This is a genomic window from Burkholderia sp. Se-20373 (assembly GCF_017104705.1).
Taxonomy (GTDB): domain Bacteria; phylum Pseudomonadota; class Gammaproteobacteria; order Burkholderiales; family Burkholderiaceae; genus Burkholderia.
Map to the genome: position 1 here is coordinate 1 of NZ_JAAGPH010000041.1, position 20,942 is coordinate 20,942.

General features: G+C 68.7%; 17 protein-coding genes and 1 pseudogene. 10 read left to right on the plus strand and 8 right to left on the minus strand.

Going from position 1 to position 20,942, the window contains the following annotated elements:
* Together G3N96_RS16005 and G3N96_RS16010 are read right to left on the minus strand one after the other, a co-directional pair.
* On the minus strand, positions 1-2,029 hold a 2,029-nt coding region (locus G3N96_RS16005; RefSeq protein ID WP_206137780.1), incomplete at its 3' end, for a heavy metal translocating P-type ATPase.
* Between the two features lie 215 nt (positions 2,030-2,244).
* A pseudogene (locus G3N96_RS16010) lies at positions 2,245-2,475 on the minus strand (toxin-antitoxin system HicB family antitoxin); the annotation flags it as partial.
* Between the two features lie 337 nt (positions 2,476-2,812).
* On the opposite strand from G3N96_RS16010, the gene G3N96_RS16015 reads away from it, so the two are divergent.
* Together G3N96_RS16015 and G3N96_RS16020 are read left to right on the plus strand one after the other, a co-directional pair.
* Complete coding sequence (locus tag G3N96_RS16015) at positions 2,813-4,249, plus strand: DUF1254 domain-containing protein (RefSeq protein WP_206137781.1); 1,437 nt, start codon at positions 2,813-2,815, stop codon at positions 4,247-4,249.
* 148 nt (positions 4,250-4,397) lie between these two features.
* Positions 4,398-8,204 (plus strand): DUF748 domain-containing protein, encoded by a 3,807-nt coding sequence (locus G3N96_RS16020; protein WP_206137782.1) that lies wholly within the window; start codon positions 4,398-4,400, stop codon positions 8,202-8,204.
* Between the two features lie 56 nt (positions 8,205-8,260).
* Here G3N96_RS16020 and G3N96_RS16025 read toward each other — a convergent pair whose 3' ends face one another.
* The gene (locus tag G3N96_RS16025; RefSeq protein ID WP_027790361.1) at positions 8,261-8,485 is read right to left on the minus strand and encodes a hypothetical protein; all 225 of its coding nucleotides are present in this window, start codon (positions 8,483-8,485) and stop codon (positions 8,261-8,263) included.
* Positions 8,486-8,796: 311 nt separating this feature from the next.
* On the opposite strand from G3N96_RS16025, the gene G3N96_RS16030 reads away from it, so the two are divergent.
* Positions 8,797-10,476, plus strand: coding sequence for an alkaline phosphatase family protein (locus tag G3N96_RS16030; RefSeq protein ID WP_206137783.1), 1,680 nt, complete (start codon positions 8,797-8,799; stop codon positions 10,474-10,476).
* Between the two features lie 91 nt (positions 10,477-10,567).
* Here G3N96_RS16030 and G3N96_RS16035 read toward each other — a convergent pair whose 3' ends face one another.
* Complete coding sequence (locus G3N96_RS16035; protein WP_124582537.1) at positions 10,568-11,464, minus strand: LysR substrate-binding domain-containing protein; 897 nt, start codon at positions 11,462-11,464, stop codon at positions 10,568-10,570.
* 161 nt (positions 11,465-11,625) lie between these two features.
* On the opposite strand from G3N96_RS16035, the gene G3N96_RS16040 reads away from it, so the two are divergent.
* The 6 genes from G3N96_RS16040 (at position 11,626) to G3N96_RS16065 (ending at position 16,330) form a co-directional block, all read left to right on the plus strand.
* Entirely contained in the window at positions 11,626-12,477 is an 852-nt protein-coding gene (locus tag G3N96_RS16040) for an ABC transporter permease subunit (protein ID WP_206137784.1), read from the plus strand.
* Between the two features lie 7 nt (positions 12,478-12,484).
* Positions 12,485-13,528 carry an ABC transporter ATP-binding protein gene (locus G3N96_RS16045; protein ID WP_206137785.1) on the plus strand — a complete coding sequence of 348 codons (1,044 nt, stop codon included), beginning with the start codon at positions 12,485-12,487 and terminating at the stop codon, positions 13,526-13,528.
* 26 nt (positions 13,529-13,554) lie between these two features.
* On the plus strand, positions 13,555-14,643 hold the full coding sequence (locus tag G3N96_RS16050) for an extracellular solute-binding protein (protein ID WP_206137786.1): 1,089 nt from the start codon (positions 13,555-13,557) through the stop codon (positions 14,641-14,643).
* Between the two features lie 10 nt (positions 14,644-14,653).
* Entirely contained in the window at positions 14,654-15,487 is an 834-nt protein-coding gene (locus G3N96_RS16055) for an ABC transporter permease subunit (RefSeq protein WP_206137787.1), read from the plus strand.
* Entirely contained in the window at positions 15,480-16,013 is a 534-nt protein-coding gene (locus tag G3N96_RS16060) for a TIGR00725 family protein (protein WP_206137788.1), read from the plus strand. Before G3N96_RS16055 ends, G3N96_RS16060 begins: the two co-directional genes overlap by 8 nt.
* Before the next feature lie 122 nt (positions 16,014-16,135).
* Positions 16,136-16,330 carry a YqaE/Pmp3 family membrane protein gene (locus tag G3N96_RS16065; protein ID WP_089441448.1) on the plus strand — a complete coding sequence of 65 codons (195 nt, stop codon included), beginning with the start codon at positions 16,136-16,138 and terminating at the stop codon, positions 16,328-16,330.
* Between the two features lie 39 nt (positions 16,331-16,369).
* Here G3N96_RS16065 and G3N96_RS16070 read toward each other — a convergent pair whose 3' ends face one another.
* Positions 16,370-17,275, minus strand: coding sequence for a LysR substrate-binding domain-containing protein (locus G3N96_RS16070; protein ID WP_241022665.1), 906 nt, complete (start codon positions 17,273-17,275; stop codon positions 16,370-16,372).
* A 194-nt stretch (positions 17,276-17,469) separates the two neighbouring features.
* Between G3N96_RS16070 and G3N96_RS16075 the strand changes: the two genes are divergently transcribed.
* Positions 17,470-18,054 (plus strand): hypothetical protein, encoded by a 585-nt coding sequence (locus tag G3N96_RS16075; protein WP_241022668.1) that lies wholly within the window; start codon positions 17,470-17,472, stop codon positions 18,052-18,054.
* Positions 18,055-18,231: 177 nt separating this feature from the next.
* On the opposite strand, the gene G3N96_RS16080 is transcribed toward G3N96_RS16075, so the two are convergent.
* Genes G3N96_RS16080 through G3N96_RS16090 form a run of 3 tightly spaced genes read right to left on the minus strand, consistent with a single transcriptional unit; the run spans position 18,232 to position 20,832 of the window.
* On the minus strand, positions 18,232-18,411 hold the full coding sequence (locus G3N96_RS16080) for a hypothetical protein (protein ID WP_089428885.1): 180 nt from the start codon (positions 18,409-18,411) through the stop codon (positions 18,232-18,234).
* Complete coding sequence (gene cydB, locus G3N96_RS16085) at positions 18,383-19,390, minus strand: cytochrome d ubiquinol oxidase subunit II (RefSeq protein ID WP_039364378.1); 1,008 nt, start codon at positions 19,388-19,390, stop codon at positions 18,383-18,385. The genes G3N96_RS16080 and cydB overlap by 29 nt, the downstream gene beginning before the upstream one ends.
* 29 nt (positions 19,391-19,419) lie before the next feature.
* Positions 19,420-20,832: a cytochrome ubiquinol oxidase subunit I gene (locus G3N96_RS16090; RefSeq protein WP_206137790.1), complete on the minus strand. Its 1,413-nt coding sequence runs from the start codon at positions 20,830-20,832 to the stop codon at positions 19,420-19,422.
* Positions 20,833-20,942: the final 110 nt, after the last annotated feature.

Genomic DNA, 20,942 nt, shown 5'->3' on the forward strand with positions numbered 1-20,942 from the left:
TATCGTGCGCGGCGACCACGGCGCGCGCGAGCGGATGGTCGCTCTGGCGCTGCACCGCCGCCGCGAGCGCGAGCGCTTCGTCGTGCGGCACGCCGACGGCTTCGAACGCGGTCACGGACGGCTTGCCTTCGGTCAGCGTGCCGGTCTTGTCGAACGCGATCACGGTCGTGCGCTGCGCGAGTTCGAGCGCCTGTGCATCCTTGATCAGCACGCCGTGCCGGGCCGCGACGCCCGTGCCGGCCATGATCGCGGCGGGCGTCGCGAGGCCGAGCGCGCACGGGCATGCGATGACGAGCACCGCGACCGCGTTGAGGATCGCGGTTTCAGTGCCGGCGCCCGCGATCAGCCAGCCGACCAGCGTCAGCAACGCGATGCCGAGGATCGCCGGCACGAACACCTCGCTCACGCGATCGACGAGCCGCTGGATCGGCGCCTTCTCGGCCTGCGCGGATTCGACGAGGCGGATGATGCGTGCGAGTGTCGTCTCCGCGCCGATCGCGGTGGTTTCGACGACGAGCGCGCCTTCGCCGTTGATCGAGCCGGCCGTGACGGAGTCGCCGTCGTCCTTCGGCACGGGCAGGCTTTCGCCGGTGATCAGCGATTCGTCGATATGCGAGCGGCCCGACACGATCCGGCCGTCGACCGGCACGCGCTCGCCGGGACGGATGCTGACGCGGGTGCCGACGCGTACCTGCGCCAGCGGCACGTCGCGCTCGACGCCGTGCTCGACGACGCGTGCGCGGTCGGGACGCAGCGCGTTCAGCGCGCGGATCGCGTCGGTGGTCTGACGCTTCGCGCGCGACTCGAGCCACTTGCCGAAGCGCACCAGCGTGACGATGACGGCCGACGCCTCGAAATACAGGTGGCCGGGATGCAGGGGGGCGCGCAGCAGCATCCACAGGCTCAGCCCGTACGCGGCCGACGTGCCGAGCGCGACGAGCAGGTCCATGTTGCCGGTGCGCGCCTTCACCGCATGCCAGGCCGCGCGATAGAAGCGCGCGCCGTAGCCGAACTGGACGATCGACGCGAGCATGAGCTGGAGCCAGCCGGGCAGCATCAGGTCGATGCCGAACGGCGCGACGAGCATCGGTGCGACAAGGGGCGCGCTCAACACGGCGGACCAGATCACGAGGTCGCGTTCGCGAATCGCTTCGAGGTGTTTGCGGGCGTCGGGGTCTTGCGCGGGGCGGGTCGGTTGCGCATCAGCCCCGGCGGTGGCGCCGGCTGATGATGCGGCGGAGAGCGACGCGCGGTAGCCGGCCGTGGTGACGGCCGCGATCAGCGTGGCGGCGTCGAGCGCGACGGCACCGTGCACCGACGCACGTTCGGTCGCGAGGTTGACGGAAGCGCGCGCGACGCCCGGCACGGCGGCCAGCGCCTTTTCGACGCGGCCGGCGCAGGATGCGCAGGTCATTCCGCCGATGTCGAGTTCGAGATCGGCGGGCTCGGTGGAGGCTGCCGGCGGGATCGCGGCGCCGGCCACCGGCGTCGCGCCATAGCCGGCTTGTTTCACGGCTTCGGCGAGCCGGGCGGCGGTTACATCGGGCGCGGCGTCGACGGTGGCCCGTTCGGTCGCGAGATTGACCGACGCGCGCGTGACGCCCGGCACCTTCGCCAGCGCCTTTTCGACACGCGACACGCAGGACGCGCAGGTCATCCCGTCGATGTCGAGTTCGATGGTGGTGCTGTCGGCCGGAAGCGGGTGGCGCGTCGTGGAAGCGGCTGCGGCCATCGGCGCGGGCGATGCTTCGACCGGATGGGGATGCGGCGCCGCGGCGTCTTCGAGCAGCGGGCCGCGCACGGCGGCGCGGTAGCCGGCTGCGCCGACCGCCTCGACGAGTTGCGCGTCTTCTACCGTATCGTGCGCAGTCACAGTCGCCGTGTGCGTGTCGAGGTCAACAGCCGCCTCGACGACGCCCGGTACCGCGGCCAGCGCCCGTTGCACGCGGCCCGTACAGCCGCCGCAATGCATGCCGTCGATGCTCAGCTCGATCGTATGCAGCGCTGCGGAGGCAAGTGATTCAGTCATGTCGGATTCCCTGAATGCGCGGCTCATGCCGCCAATGATCCCAGTATCAACATTCCCATGATGGTAAGGTCAAGCGGTGCGTGATGCATGCGATGCAAGGCGGGTGGATCGGCTCAAGGCCATCCCTGTTCACAGGGTGCCACGGCCCGGAAAAAGCGAACGCCCGGCTTCCGCGAGGAAAGCCGGGCGTCACGTGCTTGCACGCGATCGCGTGGTCACGCGCAGAGCTTGGCGCTTGCGAGACGGTTCAGGCTGACGCCTTGTTCGGCGGCCTGGATCACCAGCGCGCGGTGAGCTTGCGGCGGGATGCGGACCTTGAATTCACCGCTATAGGTGCGGTCGGCGATCGGTTCTGGCACCTTTTCGCCGTTCGCGGTCATGTCGCGCACGACATCGGCGACGAGCCGGCGGATGCCGGCGAGCGCGCCTTCCGGCGTCGCGTCGAGCCGGTGTCAATAGTGACACCATTTGTCAATCCAGATGGCAACTCGACCGTCGCTGAGACAGATCCAAAGCCAGCCGAAACCGCTTCGATGCCGCCCCAATTATCCTGAAGATCCGGCAAGACATTTTTGGGACCCGTTCGGCCCGCGGATACGCGCCACCCGCTAATCGGCATATTGGGGGATGCCCCGAGGCGCTATGATACCGGCCTGACATCAGTGCCCACCGTTATGAACCGTAGCGAGACGGTTGTCCGGGGGAGGCTGGGGTGCCTTGCTTTCGCCATTCGCAAGTCGAACAAGGCGTTGACTGAAAAGAACGATATTCGGCCAGTAATCGATGATTGAAAACCAGCAGGAATCAGTTTCTCTGCGGCGCGCGTGCGCGTCGCTCGCCATCGCGGCGTTGCTAGCGGGGTGCGCGTCGCAACCGGACGCCATCCAGCGGAAAACCGGCTGGATGCGCGCGGAAGTCGCCGACTCCTATGTCTACGCGTATCCGCTCGTGCTGATGGACGTCGCGAAGGAAGCGGCGACGGGCGGCGACGGCGCGCAACCGGGGCAGGCGCCGCTCAACACGCTGCGCCATGCGCAGGCGCTGCCGCCCGTCGGCGCGGTCAATCCTCCGCTGCCGGGCGTCGACACGCTCGACTCGACCGGCTGGCTCGACGTCGCGACCGAACCCGTGATCGTCACGTTGCCCGACACGCGCGGCCGCTACTGGGATGCGCGCGCACTCGACATGTGGACGAACGTGCTGTGGTCGTCGTCGAGCGTGGCCGCACGCGGGGCACGCGGCGGCGCGCGATCGCAAACGATTGCCTTCGCCGCGAAGGACTGGCAGGGCACGCTGCCGAAGGGCGCGGTCCGGATCGACGTCCCGCCGGCCAACGCGTGGCTCGAAGTCCGGCTGCAGACGAGCGGCGGGCGCGACCTCACGAACGTGAAGAAACTGCAGCGCGCGATCCGCGTGGTGCCGCTGTCCGTCTACACGGGCGCGTCGCGCGGCGCGTCGGTCGCGGTGCATGCGGGCAGCGCGCCGTCCGAAGCGGTGGGCGGCGGCACGCCGGCCGAGCAGGTGGCCGCACTCGATCCGAAGGCGTTCTTCACGCGCTTCGCGCAGGCGCTGCAGGACAACCCGGCGCCGGCCGACGATGCGCACGCACAGGCACTGCTCGGCGACATCGGCGTGTCGGCCGGCTACCCGGTGCTGTGGACGGGCGACCGCCTCGCGGCCGCGACGGCCGGCGTCGCCGAGGCGCGCGCGCGGCTCTCGACCCCGCCGTCGAACCTGCTGAACGCGAACGGCTGGAGCTGGATCGGCGATACGGCCGGCAAGTACGGGCAGGACTACACGCTGCGCGCGTACGCGGCCTACACGCAGTTCGGCACCGCGACGCGCGACGACGAAACGCTCGCGGTCGTCCGCATCGATAGCGACGGCCATCCGCTGAACGGCGCGAACCGCTACGTGCTGCATTTCGCGCCGGGCGCGCTGCCGCCGGTGCGTGCATTCTGGACGCTGACACCCTATTCGACCAACGGCGCGCTGCCCGACGTCGGGTCGGCGCGCCGTTCGCTCGGCGATCGCGACCGCCTGCGCCGCAACCACGACGGCTCGATCGACATCGTCGTGTCGGCGTCGCCGGGCGGCACGCAGGCGGCCAACTGGCTGCCGGCGCCGCGCGCCGATTTCGCACTCGCGTTGCGCCTGTACGCACCGAAGCCGCAGGCGAGCGACGGGTCGTGGATGCCGCCCGTCGTCGTCCGGAAATGAACGGATGACCGGCGGCGTTGTCCGACCGGCGGGCGCGACGGCGCCCGAACCCCGTCCCGTCCCCTCCTGAGCCTATACTTTCGGGATAGCGTGCGCGGCCGCCCGGTTCTCCGGCGCGGCCCGGCATTCCATCCCGAGGCATTCAAGCATGGCAAGCGCAGACAAAGAAACCGTACCCTCCACTCTCCATGCCCTCGGTGGCGTTGCACGCTCGCGCCGGGCCCGGCGCATCGGCATCGGCCTGCTGATCTTCCTCGTTTTATTCGGACTGCTCGGGTTCTTCGCGGCGCCGCCGCTGATCCGCCATATCGCCGAACAGCAGTTGAGCAAACAGCTCGACCGGCCCGCCACGATCCAGCGCATCGCGCTGAACCCGTACACGCTGAATCTCGAAGCCGACGGCATCCATCTCGGCGACAAAGGCGGCCAGGGCGACTTCGTCGACATCGCGAAGCTCGTCGTGCGGCCGTCGTGGTCGTCGCTGTTCCGCGGCGCGCCGATCGTCAATGAAGTCCGCCTCGACTCGCCGCGCTTTCATATCGTCCGCTACGACGCGCAGCGCTTCAACTTCACCGACCTGATCGAGAAGTTCTCGACGCCGTCGCCGAAACCCGAAAGCAAGCCGACGCAGTTCTCGGTGTCGAACATCCAGGTCAACAACGGCCGGATCGATTTCGACGACCGTCTGCTGAACGAACAGCACGTCGTCGACAACTGGACGCTCGGCATTCCGTACATCGCGACGCTGGCCTCGAAGACCGACATCTTCGTCGAGCCGAAGCTGCGCGCGCGCTTCGACGGCAGCCCGATCGCGATCGACGGCAAGACCAAGCCGTTCGCGCAGTCGCGCGAATCGGAGATCGCGCTGAAATTCGACGGCCTCGACGTGCCGAAGCTGATCTCGTACGTGCCGGCGAAGCTGCCGGTGGCCGTGACGAGCGGCCTCTTGAGCAGCGACCTCACGGTCAATTTCGTGATGAGCGGCGAGACGCCCGCGCTGCGCGTGTCGGGCACCGTCGACCTGAAGGACGCGAAGGTGACGGACCACGCGTCCGCGCCGCTGTTCGCCGCGCGCGGCGTGCACGTCGCGGCGGCCAGCCTCGAACCGCTGCGCAACGCGATGCATTTCGACGAGATCCGGATCGACCAGCCGGTGGTCGACCTGTCGCGCGACAAGCAGGGCGTGCTGAACGTCGAGAAGCTCGCCGGGCAGCCGGCAGCCGCCTCGAAGGCCGCCGAGGGCAAGCCGGCGGCGTCCGGCGCCGGCGCTTCCGCCGCTGCCGAAGCCACCGCCAGCGGGGCCAAGGCCGAAGCCGGCGCCGGCGCGAAGGAGGCGCCGCCGCTCGACCTGACGATCCGCCATTTCGCGATCGACGGCGGCACGGTCAACGTCGACGACCGCGTGCCGGCCACGCCGACCGCGCTGTCGCTCACGAAGCTCGCCGCGACGCTCGACGGCTTCACGATGCAGGGCAAGACGCCCGCGAAATACACGCTGTCGACGTCGCTGTCGCGCGGCGGCGACGTGACGGCCGAAGGCGCGTTCAATCTCGCGGAGAAGCAGGCCGAGAGCAAGCTGACGGTCGCCGCACTCGCGCTGCCGGCGCTGCAGCCGTACCTCGGCGAGGCGACGCGTGCGCGCGTGCTCGACGGCACGCTCGGCGCGACCGTCAACGCGAAGGCCGACTGGGGCAAGACGCCGCTCGCCGCGCAGGTTGCCGACAGCACGGTCAGCCTGAAGTCGCTGAAGATCGCGACGCCTGACGCGAAGGCGCCCGCGATCGTGCTGCCCGACGCGAGCGCGAAGATCGCGAAGGTCGACGTGGCCACGCGCATCGCGGAGATCGCCAGCGTCGACGTCAGCGGGCTCGCGCTCGACGTGCAGCGCCTGAAGGACGGCAAGATCGACCTCGCGGCGCTGGCCGAACCCGCGCAGGCCGCGGTGCCGAAGCGCACGGTCGCGCGCAAGGCCGAGGCCGCCGCGCCGTCGTGGCATTACCGGATCGACGCGCTGAACGTGAAGGATTCCGCCGCGAACTTCACCGACCTGTCGACGCCGCGTCCGGTGAAGCTGGCGATCAAGCCGCTGGACCTGTCGGTGCAGAAGATCAGCGACGACCTGACCAAGCCGCTGCCCGTGCAGCTGAAGGCGACGCTGAACCGCAAGGGTTCGCTGAACGTGACGGGCGACGTGACCGCGCAGCCGCTGAAGCTCGGCCTGAAGATCAACGGCAACCGCCTCGACGCGGCCGCGTTCGAGCCGTATTTCGGCAGCGCGCTGAACGCGACGATCGCGAGCGCGCTGCTCAACGCGCAGGGCAACCTGACGTTCGCGCAGGTGAAGGGCGCGCCGCGCGCGACCTATCGCGGCGACGTCGCGCTGGTCGACGTGCGGATGCTCGACAAGGCGACCTCCGACCCGTTCGCGGGGTGGCGCTCGCTCGCGCTGACGAACCTGAAGGCGAACTACGACGAGAAGGGCACCGATGTCGATGCCGCGCGCGTGACGTTCTCGAACTTCTACGGCCGCGTGCTGCTCGACGCGCAGGGGCGTTTGAACCTGAAGGACGTGGTCGCGAAGGAGACGGGCCCCGCGCAGTCGCTCACGCGTGACGCGAGCAAGGGCGAGCCGGTGCCGCTGTCGCCGGGCGTGACGCCGCCGGCCGCCGCCCAGGCGGCTTCGGCCGCGGCCGCGCAGCAGGCATCCGCGCCGGCCGCCGCGTCGGCGACGGTGGTCGTGAAGGCCGCGCCGCAACCGCAGAACCCGGTGCGCATGCATTTCGGCGAGCTGCTGCTGCAGAGCGGCCGTGTGACGTACACCGACAACTTCATCAAGCCGAACTACACGGCGAACCTCGTCGCGATCAAGGGCACGGTCGGCGCGTTCGGCACGGATTCGACGACGTCCGCGCCGGTCGACGTGGCCGCGAACCTCGCGGGCAACGGGCCGATCTCGATCAAGGGTTCGGTGAACCCGCTGATCGAGAAGCCGGCGCTCGACCTCACCGCGACCGCGCACGACATCGAGCTGACCAACCTGACGCCGTACTCGGCGAAGTACGCGGGCTACCCGATCACGAAGGGCAAGCTCAACGTCGACCTGCATTACGAACTGGCGAACGACCAGCTGAAGGCGAACAACCACATCTTCATCGACCAGCTCACGTTCGGCGACCATGTGGAGAACGACACGGCGACCCGGCTGCCGGTGAAGCTCGCGATCTCGCTGCTGAAGAACACGCGCGGCCAGATCGACGTGAACCTGCCGGTGTCGGGCTCGCTGTCGAATCCGGAGTTCAGCGTCGGCGGGCTGATCTGGCGCGCGGTGCTGAACCTGATCGCGAAGGCCGTCACGTCGCCGTTCTCGCTGCTCGCGCATGCGTTCGGCGGCGGCGGCGAGGATCTCGGCTACGTCGAATTCGCGCCGGGCTCGTACCAGCTCGACGACGCGCAGCAGAAGAAGCTCGACACCGTCGTGAAGATGCTGACCGAGAAGCCGTCGATCCGCCTCGACCTGATCGGTCGCGTCGATCCGGCGAAGGACACGTCGGGGCTGGGTGACGCGTACGTCGAGCGGCTCGTGCGCCAGCAGAAGCTGAAGGACGTGGTCGGGCAGGGCGAGAGCATCGACCCGATGTCGGTGAAGGTCGAGCCGGCCGAGTACGGCAAGTACCTGACGCGCGCGTACAAGGCCGCCGACTTCAAGAAGCCGCGCAACGTGATCGGCCTGCAGAAGACGCTGCCCGACGCCGACATGAAGAAGGCGCTCGCCGAGCACGCGCCGGCCGACGACAACGCGCTGCGTGCGCTCGCGCAGCAGCGCGCGCAGGCCGTGCGCCAGTACCTCGACGGGAAGATCGATTCGAGCCGCGTGTTCGTCGTCGCGCCGAAGCTCGATGCGAAGGGCATCGAGGACAAGGGCGCGACCACCCGCGTCGACTTCGGCCTGCAGTAAGCAGGCCGTCCGCCGCCGCGTCCGATCATCCGTTCGGGCGCGGCGGCGCGTTTCCTTCAGCGCGCGGCGATCGCCGGTTCCTCGCGCTTGCCCAGCTCCTTCTTGGCAGCCAGCGGCAGACGCGCGTCGTCCCACTGCGCCAGCCATTCGACTTCCTTCGCCGTGAACACCTGTCCGTAGTTGCGCAACGCGTACTGCAACGCGTCGACGACGTGGTGGCGAATGATTTCGGGGGTGCGTGCATCGTCCAGCACGAACCGGAGGGCTTCCAGGGTCGACATACTCGTGCTCCGGGTCAGGGAAAACCCTTTATCACACACCAATAGTCGCGCGCCAAGCCGGAAAAAAAATCGTACGACCGATGACGTTGCCGACGGTTCGACCGATGCACCGGTGTAGTGCCGGCAGGTGAGCGTGCCCATCGCAATGTGCGCCCGATCACCTTGCTTCGCGAACGATTCGTGTCACTTGCGATTGGTTACGTTTGATAGAAAACAGAAAGCCCCGCTTCATGCGAGCGACCCACGGCGCAGCCATAGTCTTGCGCGCCTGATGGCTAGTCACGCAGTTCAACGTCAATCGAAGAGGTGGGGTGATCATGTCTTTCCTTGGTAAGCAGCGGAAGGTGGTGGCGATGGTGGCGGGCGCGCTGGCGCTCGCCGGTGCGGGTGCGCACGCTGCGCAGCAGGACGACGACAGTCACGGCGAGGACCGCGGCCACGCGAGCCGCGTCGTCAAGCACGTGCTGCTGATCAGCGTCGACGGCCTGCACGAGCAGGATCTCGCGCGCTGCATCGGCGCGAACACGTGCCCGAACATCGCGGTGCTCGCGAAGAGCGGCGTGACGTACACGAACGCCTACACGCCGGGCCTGTCGGATTCGTTCCCGGGCCTCGCCGCGCTCGTGACGGGCGGCTCGCCGAAGACGGCCGGCCTGTTCTACGACGTGTCGTACGACCGCAACCTGTACGCGCCGGGCGACACGAGCTGCTCGGGCAAGCAGGGCTGGAACGTCGTGTTCGACGAGACGACCGGCATCGACGCGCAGAACGGCGGCGCGCTCGTCCACCTGAACGGCGGCGGCGCGTTCAACCCGCAGGCGATCCCGAACGCGAAGGTCGACGGCAAGTGCGCGCCGGTCTATCCGCACAACTACGTGAAGACCAACACGGTGTTCGAGGCCGTGAAGGCCGGCATCCCGAACGCGACCACCGCGTGGGCCGACAAGCACGCGTGGGGCTACGACTGGCTGAACGGGCCGTCGGGCACCGGCGTCGACGACCTGATGCGCACCGAGATCAACTCGATCGACCCGGTGACGAAGACGGACTACACCGACGTCTATTCGCATACCGCGCAGTTCGACAACCTGCACGTGCAGGCGCTGATCAACCAGATCAACGGCCGTGACTCGACGGGCACGAAGCGCGCGCCGGTGCCGACGCTGTTCGGCGGCAACTTCCAGACGCTCAGCGTCGCGCAGAAGGCGCCGGTCGCGAAGGGCGGCGGCTATCTCGATGCGAACTTCACGCCGAACGGGCAGGTCGCGAACGCGATCACGTACGTCGACAACTCGATCGGCCATGTCGTCGCGGCGCTGAAGCAGGCGAACCTGTATGCGTCGACTGCCGTGATCGTCACGTCGAAGCATGGCCAGTCGCCGGCCGATCACACGAAGCTCGTGAAGAACGGCGACACGCTGACGAAGCTGCTCGAAGCGAACAACTACATCGACCCGAACGGCAACTTCGGCCAGAACAACACGAAGACGGGCAACCTGAACGACGGCTCCGGCCTGGTCGACACGGGCTTCGTGCAGACCGACGACGTCGGCCTGATCTGGCTGCGCGACCGCAACCAGCGCACGGCCGTGGTGCAGACGCTGAAGGCGAACCTCAGCTGCAACGCGCCGGGGATCTGCGCGGACGGCCCGCAGGCGTACGTGCTGTACGGCGCGGCGCTTGCCGAGCGCTTCGGCGATCCGGCCAACGGCCGCACGCCGGACATCGTCGTCCAGCCGAATCCGGGCGTGATCTACACGTCGAGCACGAAGAAGGACGAGGAGCACGGCGGCAACGCGCCGGACGACAGCCACCTCGGCCTGCTCGTGTCGTACCCGGGCCTGCATCGCGCACGCACGGTGACCGACACGGTCGGCACGAAGCAGGTCGCGCCGACGATCCTCGGGCTGCTCGGCGCGAACCCGCGCCTGCTGCATGCGGTGGTGGCCGAGGGCACGGAGGTGCTGCCGGGGCTGGGCATCCGCCGCTGACGGCGACAGCCGGACGCCGCTGCCCGGTGGTGTCCGGCAACGTGGGGCGCGCGGCCGAGCGCGTCCCGCCGCATGACGAAAGCGATCCGGCTTACGCCGGCGCGCATTCGTCCAGCATCCATGCCCTGAAGTGCCGCAACGCTTCGCTCGTCTCGAGGCGCTCCGGCGCGTAGCACAGGTAGTGCCCCTGCGCGTCGACCTCGACGGGCGCATCGAACGGTTCGACGAGCGTGCCGGCCGCGAGATTGTCCGCGATCAGGAATCGCGGCACGAGCGCGAGCCCGAGACCCGCCTGCGCGGCCTGGATCAGCACCGAATACTGTTCGAAGCGTGGCCCGGCGAGCGCGTTCATCTGCGTGGCGCGATGGCGTTCCGCCCAGGCGGACCACGCGATTTCCGCCTGCTCGTGCACGAGGCGCGGCGCCGAGACGGCGTCGGCGGGCGTGCGCAATGCGTGCCGCTCGCCGAATTCGCGCGTACAGACCGGCACGAAGGTTCGCCCGTCCAGGTAATCGCTTCGCACCCCTTCCCAGGCCCCGTCGCCATAGCGGATCGCCGCGTCGAGCCCGAACGGAAAGATGTCGCCGTGCGCGAGATGGCGGCGAAAGCTCAGCGTGACGCCGGGCGCGACGGCCAGGAAACGCGAGAGCCGCGGCACGAGCCACTTGGTCGTAAACGTCGGCACGCTGGCGATCGTCAGCAGGTCGCCGTTTTCGCGCGCGCTCAGCAGTTCGATCGACGCGTTGCCGATCTCGCGCAGCGGGCCGGCGACGCGTGCGTGGTACACCTGCCCGGCACGCGTGAGCACGAGGCTGCGCCCCTCGCGCACGAACAGCTTCACGCCGAACAGCGCCTCGAGATTCGCGATCTGCCGGCTGACCGCGCTGGGCGTCAGGCCCAGTTCGCGGGCCGCATACGAGAAGTTCAGATACTTCGCGGAACAGGTGAATGCGTGCAGTTCCGAGACGTTCGGATACAGGTGCTTCATCGCGACTATTCCTTCGGCGCACAGATCGATGCGGGCTTTGTACGTTTTTTTCATGACGATGCCATGTCGGATCCGCACACTGCGGCCATCCAGAAAACGCGTGACAGCCCCGCCCGGCGGGTGTTGCGCGGTGTCTTCGTCTCTTGTTCGCGAGTGTTTTCATGCCTGCGTCTACCGCCCCGGCCCTGGCCGATGGTGTTCCGATTTCGCGTAACAGGCCGGTGCGTCCGCGTGTCGGACGCCTCTTGCTGCACGCGCTCGTCGCGGTGTTCGGGCTCTACCTGTTGCTGCCGATCGTGCTGCTGCTGATCGGCTCGGTGGGCCAGTCGTGGACCAACACGCTGCTGCCGACCGGCTTCACCGGTCACTGGTTCGCCGATCTCGCCGGAAATCGCAGCTTCACCCGCGCATTCGGCGTGAGCCTGACGGTGGCGCTGGCGTGTTGCGCGCTGAACGCCGCGGTCGGCCTGCCGCTCGCGTATGCGCTGCATCACCGTGCGCAGGCCGGGCGCGGCATGGCGACCCGCGTCGTGATGCTGATGCCGGTGGCCGTGCCCGCGCTGACGCTCGGCTTCGGCTATATCGCGATCTTCAGCGGCGACACGCTGCCCTGGCTCGGCACGCTGCCGCTGATGATCGGAGCCCACGCGGTGCTGACGCTGCCGTACCTGCTGCAGACGCTGCTCAGCGATCTGCGCCACCTCGGGCTCGCGCGCCTCGAGGCCTGCGCGGCGACGCTCGGCGCGACGCCGCTGCGCCAGTTCGTCACGATCGTGCTGCCGAACCTGCGGCACAGCCTGTTCTCGGGGCTCGTGATGGTGGCCGCGCTGTCGATCGGCGAATTCCAGATCTCGAACCTGATTGCCGGCTTTCGCTACCGCAACTATCCGATCGTGCTGCTGCAGGCGTTCTACGGCGCGGCGGGGATGGCGTGCGCGGCCACCGTCGTGCTGCTCGTCCTCGCCGTGCTCGCGACGCTCGTGTCGGTCGGCACCGTGCAACGTATGAAGTGAGTCCGTCATGAGTCTCGAGTTCGAACACGTCAGTTTCCAGTATCCCGGCGCGCGGCATGGCGTCGACGACGTCACGCTGTCCGCCGCGCAAGGCGAGCTGCTCGCGGTGATGGGGCGCAGCGGGTCCGGCAAGTCCACGCTGCTGCGGCTCGCGGCCGGCCTGCTCGACGGCGGTAGCGGCCGCATCGTGATCGGCGGCGCCGACATGGCCGGCGTGCCGGTGTGGCGGCGCGAGGTCGGCATGGTGTTCCAGCACTACGCGCTGTTCCCGAACCTGTCGGTGGCCGACAACGTCGCGTATGGGCTGAAAATGCGCGGCGTCGCGGCCGATGCGCGGCGGCAGCGCGCGCGTGACATGCTCGAGCGCGTCGGCCTGGCGGCGCATGCGGAACGCGGCATCGCGATGCTGTCCGGCGGGCAGCAGCAGCGCGTCGCGCTGGCGCGTGCGCTCGTGATCGAGCCGAAGCTGCTGCTGCTCGACGAGCCGCTGGCCGCGCTCGACGCCGGCATCCGCCATCAGTTGCGCGACGAAATCCGCGCGCTGCAGCGCGCGTGCGGCGCGACGACGCTGCTCGTCACGCACGACCAGGACGAGGCGCTGAGCATGGCCGACCGCGTTGCGATCGTCGACGGCGGGCGCGTGCTGCAGGTGGGCACGCCGCGCGACCTGTACGAGCGGCCTGTGTCCGCGCAGGTCGCGCGCTTCGTCGGGCATTCGACGCTGCTGCGCGGCCGCGTGACCGCGCCCGACACGGTCGACGTGCGGTTCGCGACGCTGCGCGTCGAGACCGGCGGGCACCGGCCGGGCGCCGAGGTCGAGGTGCTGGTGCGGCCCGAGCACGTGGAGGCCGATCCGCCGGCGCACGGCGTGAACCGCATCGACGGCGCGCCGGGCGACGTGCGCTACTTCGGCGCGATGCAACGCTACGACTTCATTCCCGCCGGCTCCGCCGACCCGCTGCTGTGCGAAGGCCGCGTGCCGGCCACCCGGCGGATCGCGATCGACCCGCGCCATCTGCTCGTGCTGCCGGCCGCGCCGGATGCGCAATGACCCCTTTCATTCAACGGAGATTCCCGATGCCTGCAGGCCACCCTCTTGTGAAAACCCTACGCGCCGGCGTGCTGGCACTCTGCGCGTTCGCGGCGCTGGCTGCCGCACCGGCGCACGCCGCGCCGCTGTATCCGGGCGAGGACGCGCTGTATGCGAAGGCCGCCGACGAAGGGCTCGTCGTGTCGTTCGACACGGGCCCGGAATGGGCGAACTGGAAGGCGCTGTTCGCCGAGTTCCGCAAGCGCTATCCGAAGGTCGAGATCACCTACAACGATATCGGCTCGGCCGCGACCGTGGTGTCGCTCGACAAGTCGCGCCGCCGTCCGCAGGCCGATACCGCGTACTACTTCGCCGCGTCGGCGCTCGACGCCGAAAGCAAGGATGTCGTCGCGCCGTTCAAGCCGGTCAACTTCGACAAGCTGCCGGACGTGTTTCGCTCGGCGGACGGCCGCTGGTTCGCGGTGCACTCGCTGAACATCGCGTTCCTCGTCAACCGCAAGCTCGTGAAGAACGTGCCGCAGCGCTGGTCCGACCTGCTGAAGCCGGAGTATCGCAACGCGGTCGTCTATCTCGACCCGCGTTCGACCGGGCAGGGGCAGGTCGCGGTGTTCGCGGCAGCCTATGCGAACGGCGGCGGCGTCGAGAACCCGAAACCCGGTACGGAATTCCTCGGCAAGCTGAAGCGCGCGGGTAACGTGCTGCGCGTCGAAGGCACGACGCCTTACGCGAAATTCGTGAAGGGCGAGATTCCGATCCTGATCGGCTACGAGAACGACGGCCTGAAGGCGAAGTACGTCGACGGCATGGGTGACGCGGCCGACGTCGTGATTCCGCAGGACGGCAGCGTATCGGCGCCATATGCGATGAGCCTCGTGAAGAACGGCCCGAACCCGTCCGCCGCGCAGCTCTGGCTCAACCTGGTGATGAGCGACGTCGGTCAGGCGCTGTTCGCGCAGGGCTTCGTGCGGCCGGCCGTGCCCGGCACGCCGGTCGCGCCGGACGTCGCGGCGAAGCTGCCGAAGGCGCCGCAGGTACGTCCGCTCGACGTGGCGAAGGCGGCCGCGCGCAAGGCCGAGGTCGACCAGCTCTGGTCGCAGGCGACGCTCGGCCAGTAAGGGGCGCACGATGCAGACCTCCCTGGCGGAACGCGGCGCGCTGCGCCGCTTCGGCGCGGTGCCGGCGGCGGTATTGCTGGCGGTGTGCTTCGCGCTGCCCCTCGCCGCGCTCGTCGGCTCGGCCTTCACGGACGGCGGCCGTGCGTTCGGCGTGGTGCTGCGCGATCCGCTCGTCGCCGATGCGATCGCGCATTCGCTGGCGCTGGCGGTGGGCGCCGGCACGCTGTCGGTCGGCATCGGCGTGCCGGTCGCATTCGCGCTGGCGGGCCAGTCGCCCGCCCGCCGCCACTGGACGCTCGCGCTGCTCGGCGTGCCGCTCGCCTTCTCCGGGCTCGTGATCGCGTACGGCTTCATCCTCGCGTTCGGCCGCGCCGGCTTCGTCACCACGCTCGCGGCGTCGCTGGGCGCGGACCCGACCGTGCTCGGCGGCGCGATCTACACGATGCCGGGGTTGGCGGTCGCGTATGCGTATTACCTGATCCCGCGGGTCGCGCTGATGATTTACCCGGCGCTCGCGAATCTCGACCGGCGGCCGCTCGAGGCGGCACTGACGCTCGGCGCGCGCCCGTGGCGTGCGTGGCTCGACGTCGCGTGGCGCGAACTGTGGCCGTCGGTCGCGTCCGCGTGGTGCCTCGTCACGGCGATCGCGCTCGGCACCTACGGCACGGCGCTCGCGCTGGCCGGCACGCAGATCAACATCCTGCCGCTGCTGATGTATCTGAAGCTGTCGGACGGGCAAACCGATTTCTCGCAGGCGGCGGTGCTGTCGATCGTGCTGACGGCGATCTGCACCTGCGTTCTTGCATTGGGGGAAGGCCTTGTACGGCAACGACGTCATGGATGAGTGGTCGGAAGCGGCGTGCGACGCGCTGGCGCAACTCGCGCAGCGGCAGCGCGGCGCGCGGCGGCATCGCATGCCGGTCGGCGTGATCGGTCCGCGCGAGGCGACCGACGAGCAGATGCGGGTCGCGCAGCGGATCGCGCATGCGCTCGCGGCGACGGGTGTCGCCATCGTCGGCGGCGGCAAGCAGGGCGTGATGGAGGCGGCCGCGCGCGGCGTGCATGCGGCCGGCGGGTGCGCGATCGGGCTGCTGCCGGAAGACGATGCGACGCTCGCGAATCCCTACCTGAGCGTCGCGCTGCCGACCGGGCTGGGCATCACGCGCAACGCACTGGTCGCGCGGGCGTCGCTGTGCCTGATCGCGGTCGGCGGCGGGCTCGGCACGCTGTCCGAGATCGCGCTCGGGTTGCAGTGGGGCAAGCCGGTGTTCGCGATTTGCGACGCGCCGCGCGTGGCGGGTGCCGAATGCTTCGACGAAGCGGATCCGCTCGTGGCGCGGGTCGCGCGGTGGCTGGCCGATTCGGCGTAGGGCGGTGGGACGAGGTTGAGGCTTCTCGTCCGCGGACCGTCGGTAGCGGACTTGAAATGGCGCGGGCAACTCGCCATATTGGCGATGCACGAACCTTCAACGACGCCTCGAAAGGAGTCCAGATGCGCCTTCTGCTTGCCCTGCTGCTGCCGTGGTTCCAGTTCTTCACGATCGGCCGCCCGATCGCCGGGATCATCTGCCTGATCCTGCAAATCACGATCATCGGCTGGATACCGGCCGCGATCTGGTCGGTGTATGCGCTGAGCCAGTACAAGACCGATCGGAAGATCGAGGCGGCGCTGCGCGAGCGGCGCTGAAGCAATCGGCAACAGGGGCCGTCGCCCCCGCGGTGCGGGTTACTGTGGCGGCGCCCCCTCCAGCGCTTCCGCCCGCGCGAACAGCCAGTCGACGAACGTGCGCAGCGACGGATCGTCGTCGTCGCGATACAGGCAATGAAACGGCGGCGCTTCCAGATGGACTTCCGGAAACAGCGCGACGAGCCGCCCTTGCTCGATGTCGTCGCGCACCACTGCACGCGGCGCGAGGCACACGCCGAGCCCGCTTGCCGCAGCCTTGATCATCAGGAAGAACTCGCGATAGAACGGCCCGCGCAGCGTCTCGGTGACGACCGAGCCCGCCTGATGGAACCAGTATTGCCATGCCTGCGGCAAACCCGCGTAATGCAGCAGCGGCGCGTTGCGCAGGTCAGCCGGCGTGCGCGCCTGGTCGAGCACCGGGTGGCCGGGCGCGCACACCGGCACCGCGACGGTCGCGAGCAGCGGCCGCGACACGAACCCCTTGCGGCGCAGCTCCGGTGTATAGCGACGAACCACGATGTCGCAGGCTTCGTCGAACTGGTCGCGCTCGTTGTCGGGCGTCGTGACGAGTTGCACGTCGATATCGGGATGCTGGGCCTGGAACGCGGCCAGTTGCGTGAGCAACCATCCGTGCGCGAACGAGACGGACGTGTTGATCCGCACCGGATGGCCGCCGCCGGGTTCGAACATCTGCCCCGTCGCCTGAGCGAGCCGGCCGAGGCAGCTCGCGACGTCGACAAGATAATGCCGCGCGCGCGGCGTGAGCCGCAACGAGCGTCCGTCACGCTCGAACAGCTTCTGCCCGAAGAACGATTCGAGCACGCGGATCTGCTGCGCGACCGCGCTCTGGGTTACGTTCAGCTCGTCGGCGGCGAGGGTGAGGCTCTGCAGGCGGCCGGCAGCTTCGAAGCTGCGCAGCGCGTTCAGGGGCGGCAATCGGCGCATCGTGAGATCGCGAAGAAAAGCTACACAGTGGGTCAAAAAATGTCGTTTGTGGCGGTCGGGGCGCGTCCCTATGATGGCGCCGACAGGAGAACACCGCGATGACGATCATAGTGCCACCCGATTGCCGATCAACCGCAATTCGCCGCCGACTTCGCGCCCGGCGCGCGATGCGCCGCGAGGCAGCGGTGCCGACGATGCATGGCCGCGGCGCGCTGGCGCTCGCCTGTGCCGGACTGTTCGCGGTCCTGGCCGGGTGTGCAGCGAAGCCGGAAAACGAACGCCAGATCGGCAGCGGCGGATCGCTGGTGCGCTACAGCTCCAGCCAGACCGAAGTCGACCTGTCCGAAAGCGAGCAGCAGACGCTGCGCATGATGACCGACCGCCGCTATGCCGGTGCGACGCAGGGGCGCGCACTCGACGCGGTGGCCGGCGTGCTGCGCGCGCAGGGTTATGCGCCGGTGACGGTCGATCGCGATTCGGGCCTGATCGAGGGCGGGCGCAGCGATACGCTGATTCCGAAGTGGCGGCAACTGCTGCGCGGCGCGCTGAAGGCGCGCATCGGCGGCTTGCCCGCGAAGCCGGATCACGAGCGGGTGGCCGCCGTCGTCACGGTTCGCGTGACGGCGGCGCGCGACGCGATCGTGCGTGCGCGATTCGACCGCACGGTATGGGACAGCAACGGCGACTCGCGGATGAAGACCATCGTCGAGCCCGATTTCTACCAGACTTTCTTCAGCGCGATGGACAAGGCGATGTGCACGACGTCGTGCGAGCGGTGATCGGCACGCAGGTGCCGGCGCCGGGAGCGCAAGGGGGAACGGGAGCGGAGTGCGCGCTGCCGTCGCCCGGAGAATGGCCGCGCATGCCGGCGCGTCGCCCGGTGCATCCGGCCGGAGCGGCAGCCGTCAACGAGAAAACGGCTGCCGGATCGTCGCTCGACGCGGCAGCCGCTTCGCCTACTTCACCGCAAACAGCGTCAGGTTCATGAAGATCTTGAACGCATAGCCGAGCGTGACGGCGCCGATCACGCCGCCCGCCCACAGGACGACGAACCACATCCAGCCGCGCATGCGCGGCTTCGGCGCAGCGGGCTGGCGATCGGCGGAATCAGTGGTGGTAGTAATGCTGGTCTTCATGGCGCACCTTGCCTCGGAATACCCAGTAACCCATCGTCGTGTAGGCGATGATGATCGGGAGGATAACCGCTGCGCCGACCAGCGTGAAGGTCTGGCTGGAACGCGGCGCCGCGGCTTCCCAGATCGTCATCGTCTGGGGAATCGCATACGGGAACAGCGTGACGAGCAGGCCGACGTAGCCGAGCAGCACGAGCGCCAGCGCAAGCACGAACGGGGTCATGTCGTGCCGGGCGCGCACCGCGCGGCGCATCCACACCGCGCAGCCGGCGACCAGGAACGGCACCGGCAGCAGGCGCCAGAACAGCCCCGAATCGAACCAGCGCTGCGCGATGGCCGGATCCTGCAGCGGCGTCCACAGGCTGACGACCGCGATGAAGCCGAGCAGCACGACCGTCAGCGGCCACACGACGCGATGCAGGCGCCGTTGCAGGTCGCCTTCCGTCTTCGCGACGAGCCAGCAGCAGCCGAGCAGCGCATAGGTCACGATCAGGCCGAGGCCGGTCAGCAGGCTGAACGGCGTGAGCCAGTCGAAGGCGTCGCCCGCGAACACGCCGTCCTTCACGTTGATGCCCTGCAGGAACGCGCCGAGCGCGATCCCCTGGAAGAACGTCGCGCCGGCCGAGCCGCCGATGAACGCGAGATCCCACAGCTGCTTCGTGCGCCGCGCCTTCGCGCGGATCTCGAACGACACGCCGCGGAAGATCAGGCACACCAGCATGAAGATCAGCGGCAGGTACAGCGCCGACAATACGGTCGAATAGACGACCGGAAACACCGCGAACAGCCCGGCGCCGCCGAGCACGAGCCACGTCTCGTTGCCGTCCCACACGGGTGCGACGGTGTTCATCATCAGGTCGCGTTCCTTCTCGTCCGGGAAGAACGGGAAGACGATGCCGATGCCGAGGTCGAAGCCGTCGAGCACGACGTACATGAAGAGCCCCAATGCGATGATCGCGGCCCAGATTACGGTGACGTCCATAGGTTTTCTCGTATGCGGAAAGAGTGGGCTCAGACGGTCTCGAGCGGCTCGTCGACGGCCGACATCGGCCGGCGCGCGGTGTGGTCGGGGCGCGTGTCCGGGGTGTCGTCGTGCTTCACGGCGGGCAGCGCGGGGCCGGCTTTCATCAGCTTCAGCATGTAGTACACGCCGGTGCCGAACACGAGGAAGTACACGATCACGAACGTCATCATCGACAGGCTGACCTGCTGCACCGACAGCGGCGACACGGCCTGCGCGGTGCGCATCACGCCATACACGACCCACGGCTGGCGGCCCGCTTCGGTCGTCACCCAGCCCGCGAGCAGCGACACGAAGCCGGTCGGGCCCATCACGAGCGCGAAGCGCTGGAACCACTTCGATTCATACAGGCGGCCGCGGCGGCGCAGGAGCCACGCGAGCGCGGCGAGGCCGATCATCGCGAAGCCGAGGCCGACCATGATGCGGAAGCTCCAGAACACGACCGTCGAATTCGGACGGTCTTCCGGCGGGAATTCCTTCAGGCCGCGGATCTCGCCGTCCCAGCTGTGCGTGAGGATCAGGCTGCCGAGGTGCGGCACCTTCACCGCGTAGCGGGTCGTTTCCGCCTTCATGTCGGGGATGCCGAACAGGTTGAGCGGCGTGCCGCCCTTCTCGGTTTCCCACAGCCCTTCGATCGCGGCGATCTTCGCCGGCTGGTGCTTCAGCGTGTTGATACCGTGCTGGTCGCCGATCACGGCCTGCAGCGGCGCGAGTACCAGCAGCAGCCACAGCGCCATCGAGAACATCTTCTTCACGCCCTTGTCGCGGCGGCCCTTCAGCAGGTGCCAGGCGCCGGTCGCGGCCACCACCAGCGCGGCGACGATGAACGCGGCGATCGCCATGTGGAACAGGCGGTACGGGAACGACGGGTTGAAGATGATCGCGAACCAGTCGGTCGGCACGACGCGGCCGTCGACGATCTCGAAGCCCTGCGGCGTCTGCATCCAGCTGTTCGACGCGAGAATCCAGAACGTCGAGATCAGCGTGCCGATCGCGACCATCAGCGTCGCGCCGAAGTGCGCGCGCGGGCTCACGCGGTTCCAGCCGAACAGCATGATGCCGAGGAAGCCGGCCTCGAGGAAGAACGCGGTCATGACCTCGTACATCAGCAGCGGCCCGGTGACGGCGCCAGCGAAGCTCGAGAAGCCCGACCAGTTCGTGCCGAACTGGTAGCTCATCACGACGCCGGAGACGACGCCCATCCCGAACGCGACCGCGAAGATCTTCGACCAGAACAGGCAGAGGGTTTTGTAGTACTGCTTGCCGGTTTTCAGCCAGCGATATTCGAGCACGGCGATGAAGCTGGCGAGGCCGATGCTCAGCGCCGGAAAGACGATATGAAAGGAGACGGTGAACGCGAATTGCAGGCGGGCCAGATCGAGGGCCGAAAGAGCGGTGTCCATACCAGTTGACCGAGGCTGACGATACCCGCCGGCGGGTGCCGGCGGACCCCGGCGGACGGGCGTCGGGGTTGGCTGGAGTATGGGCCGCGATGTTGCACCGCGAAATGCGC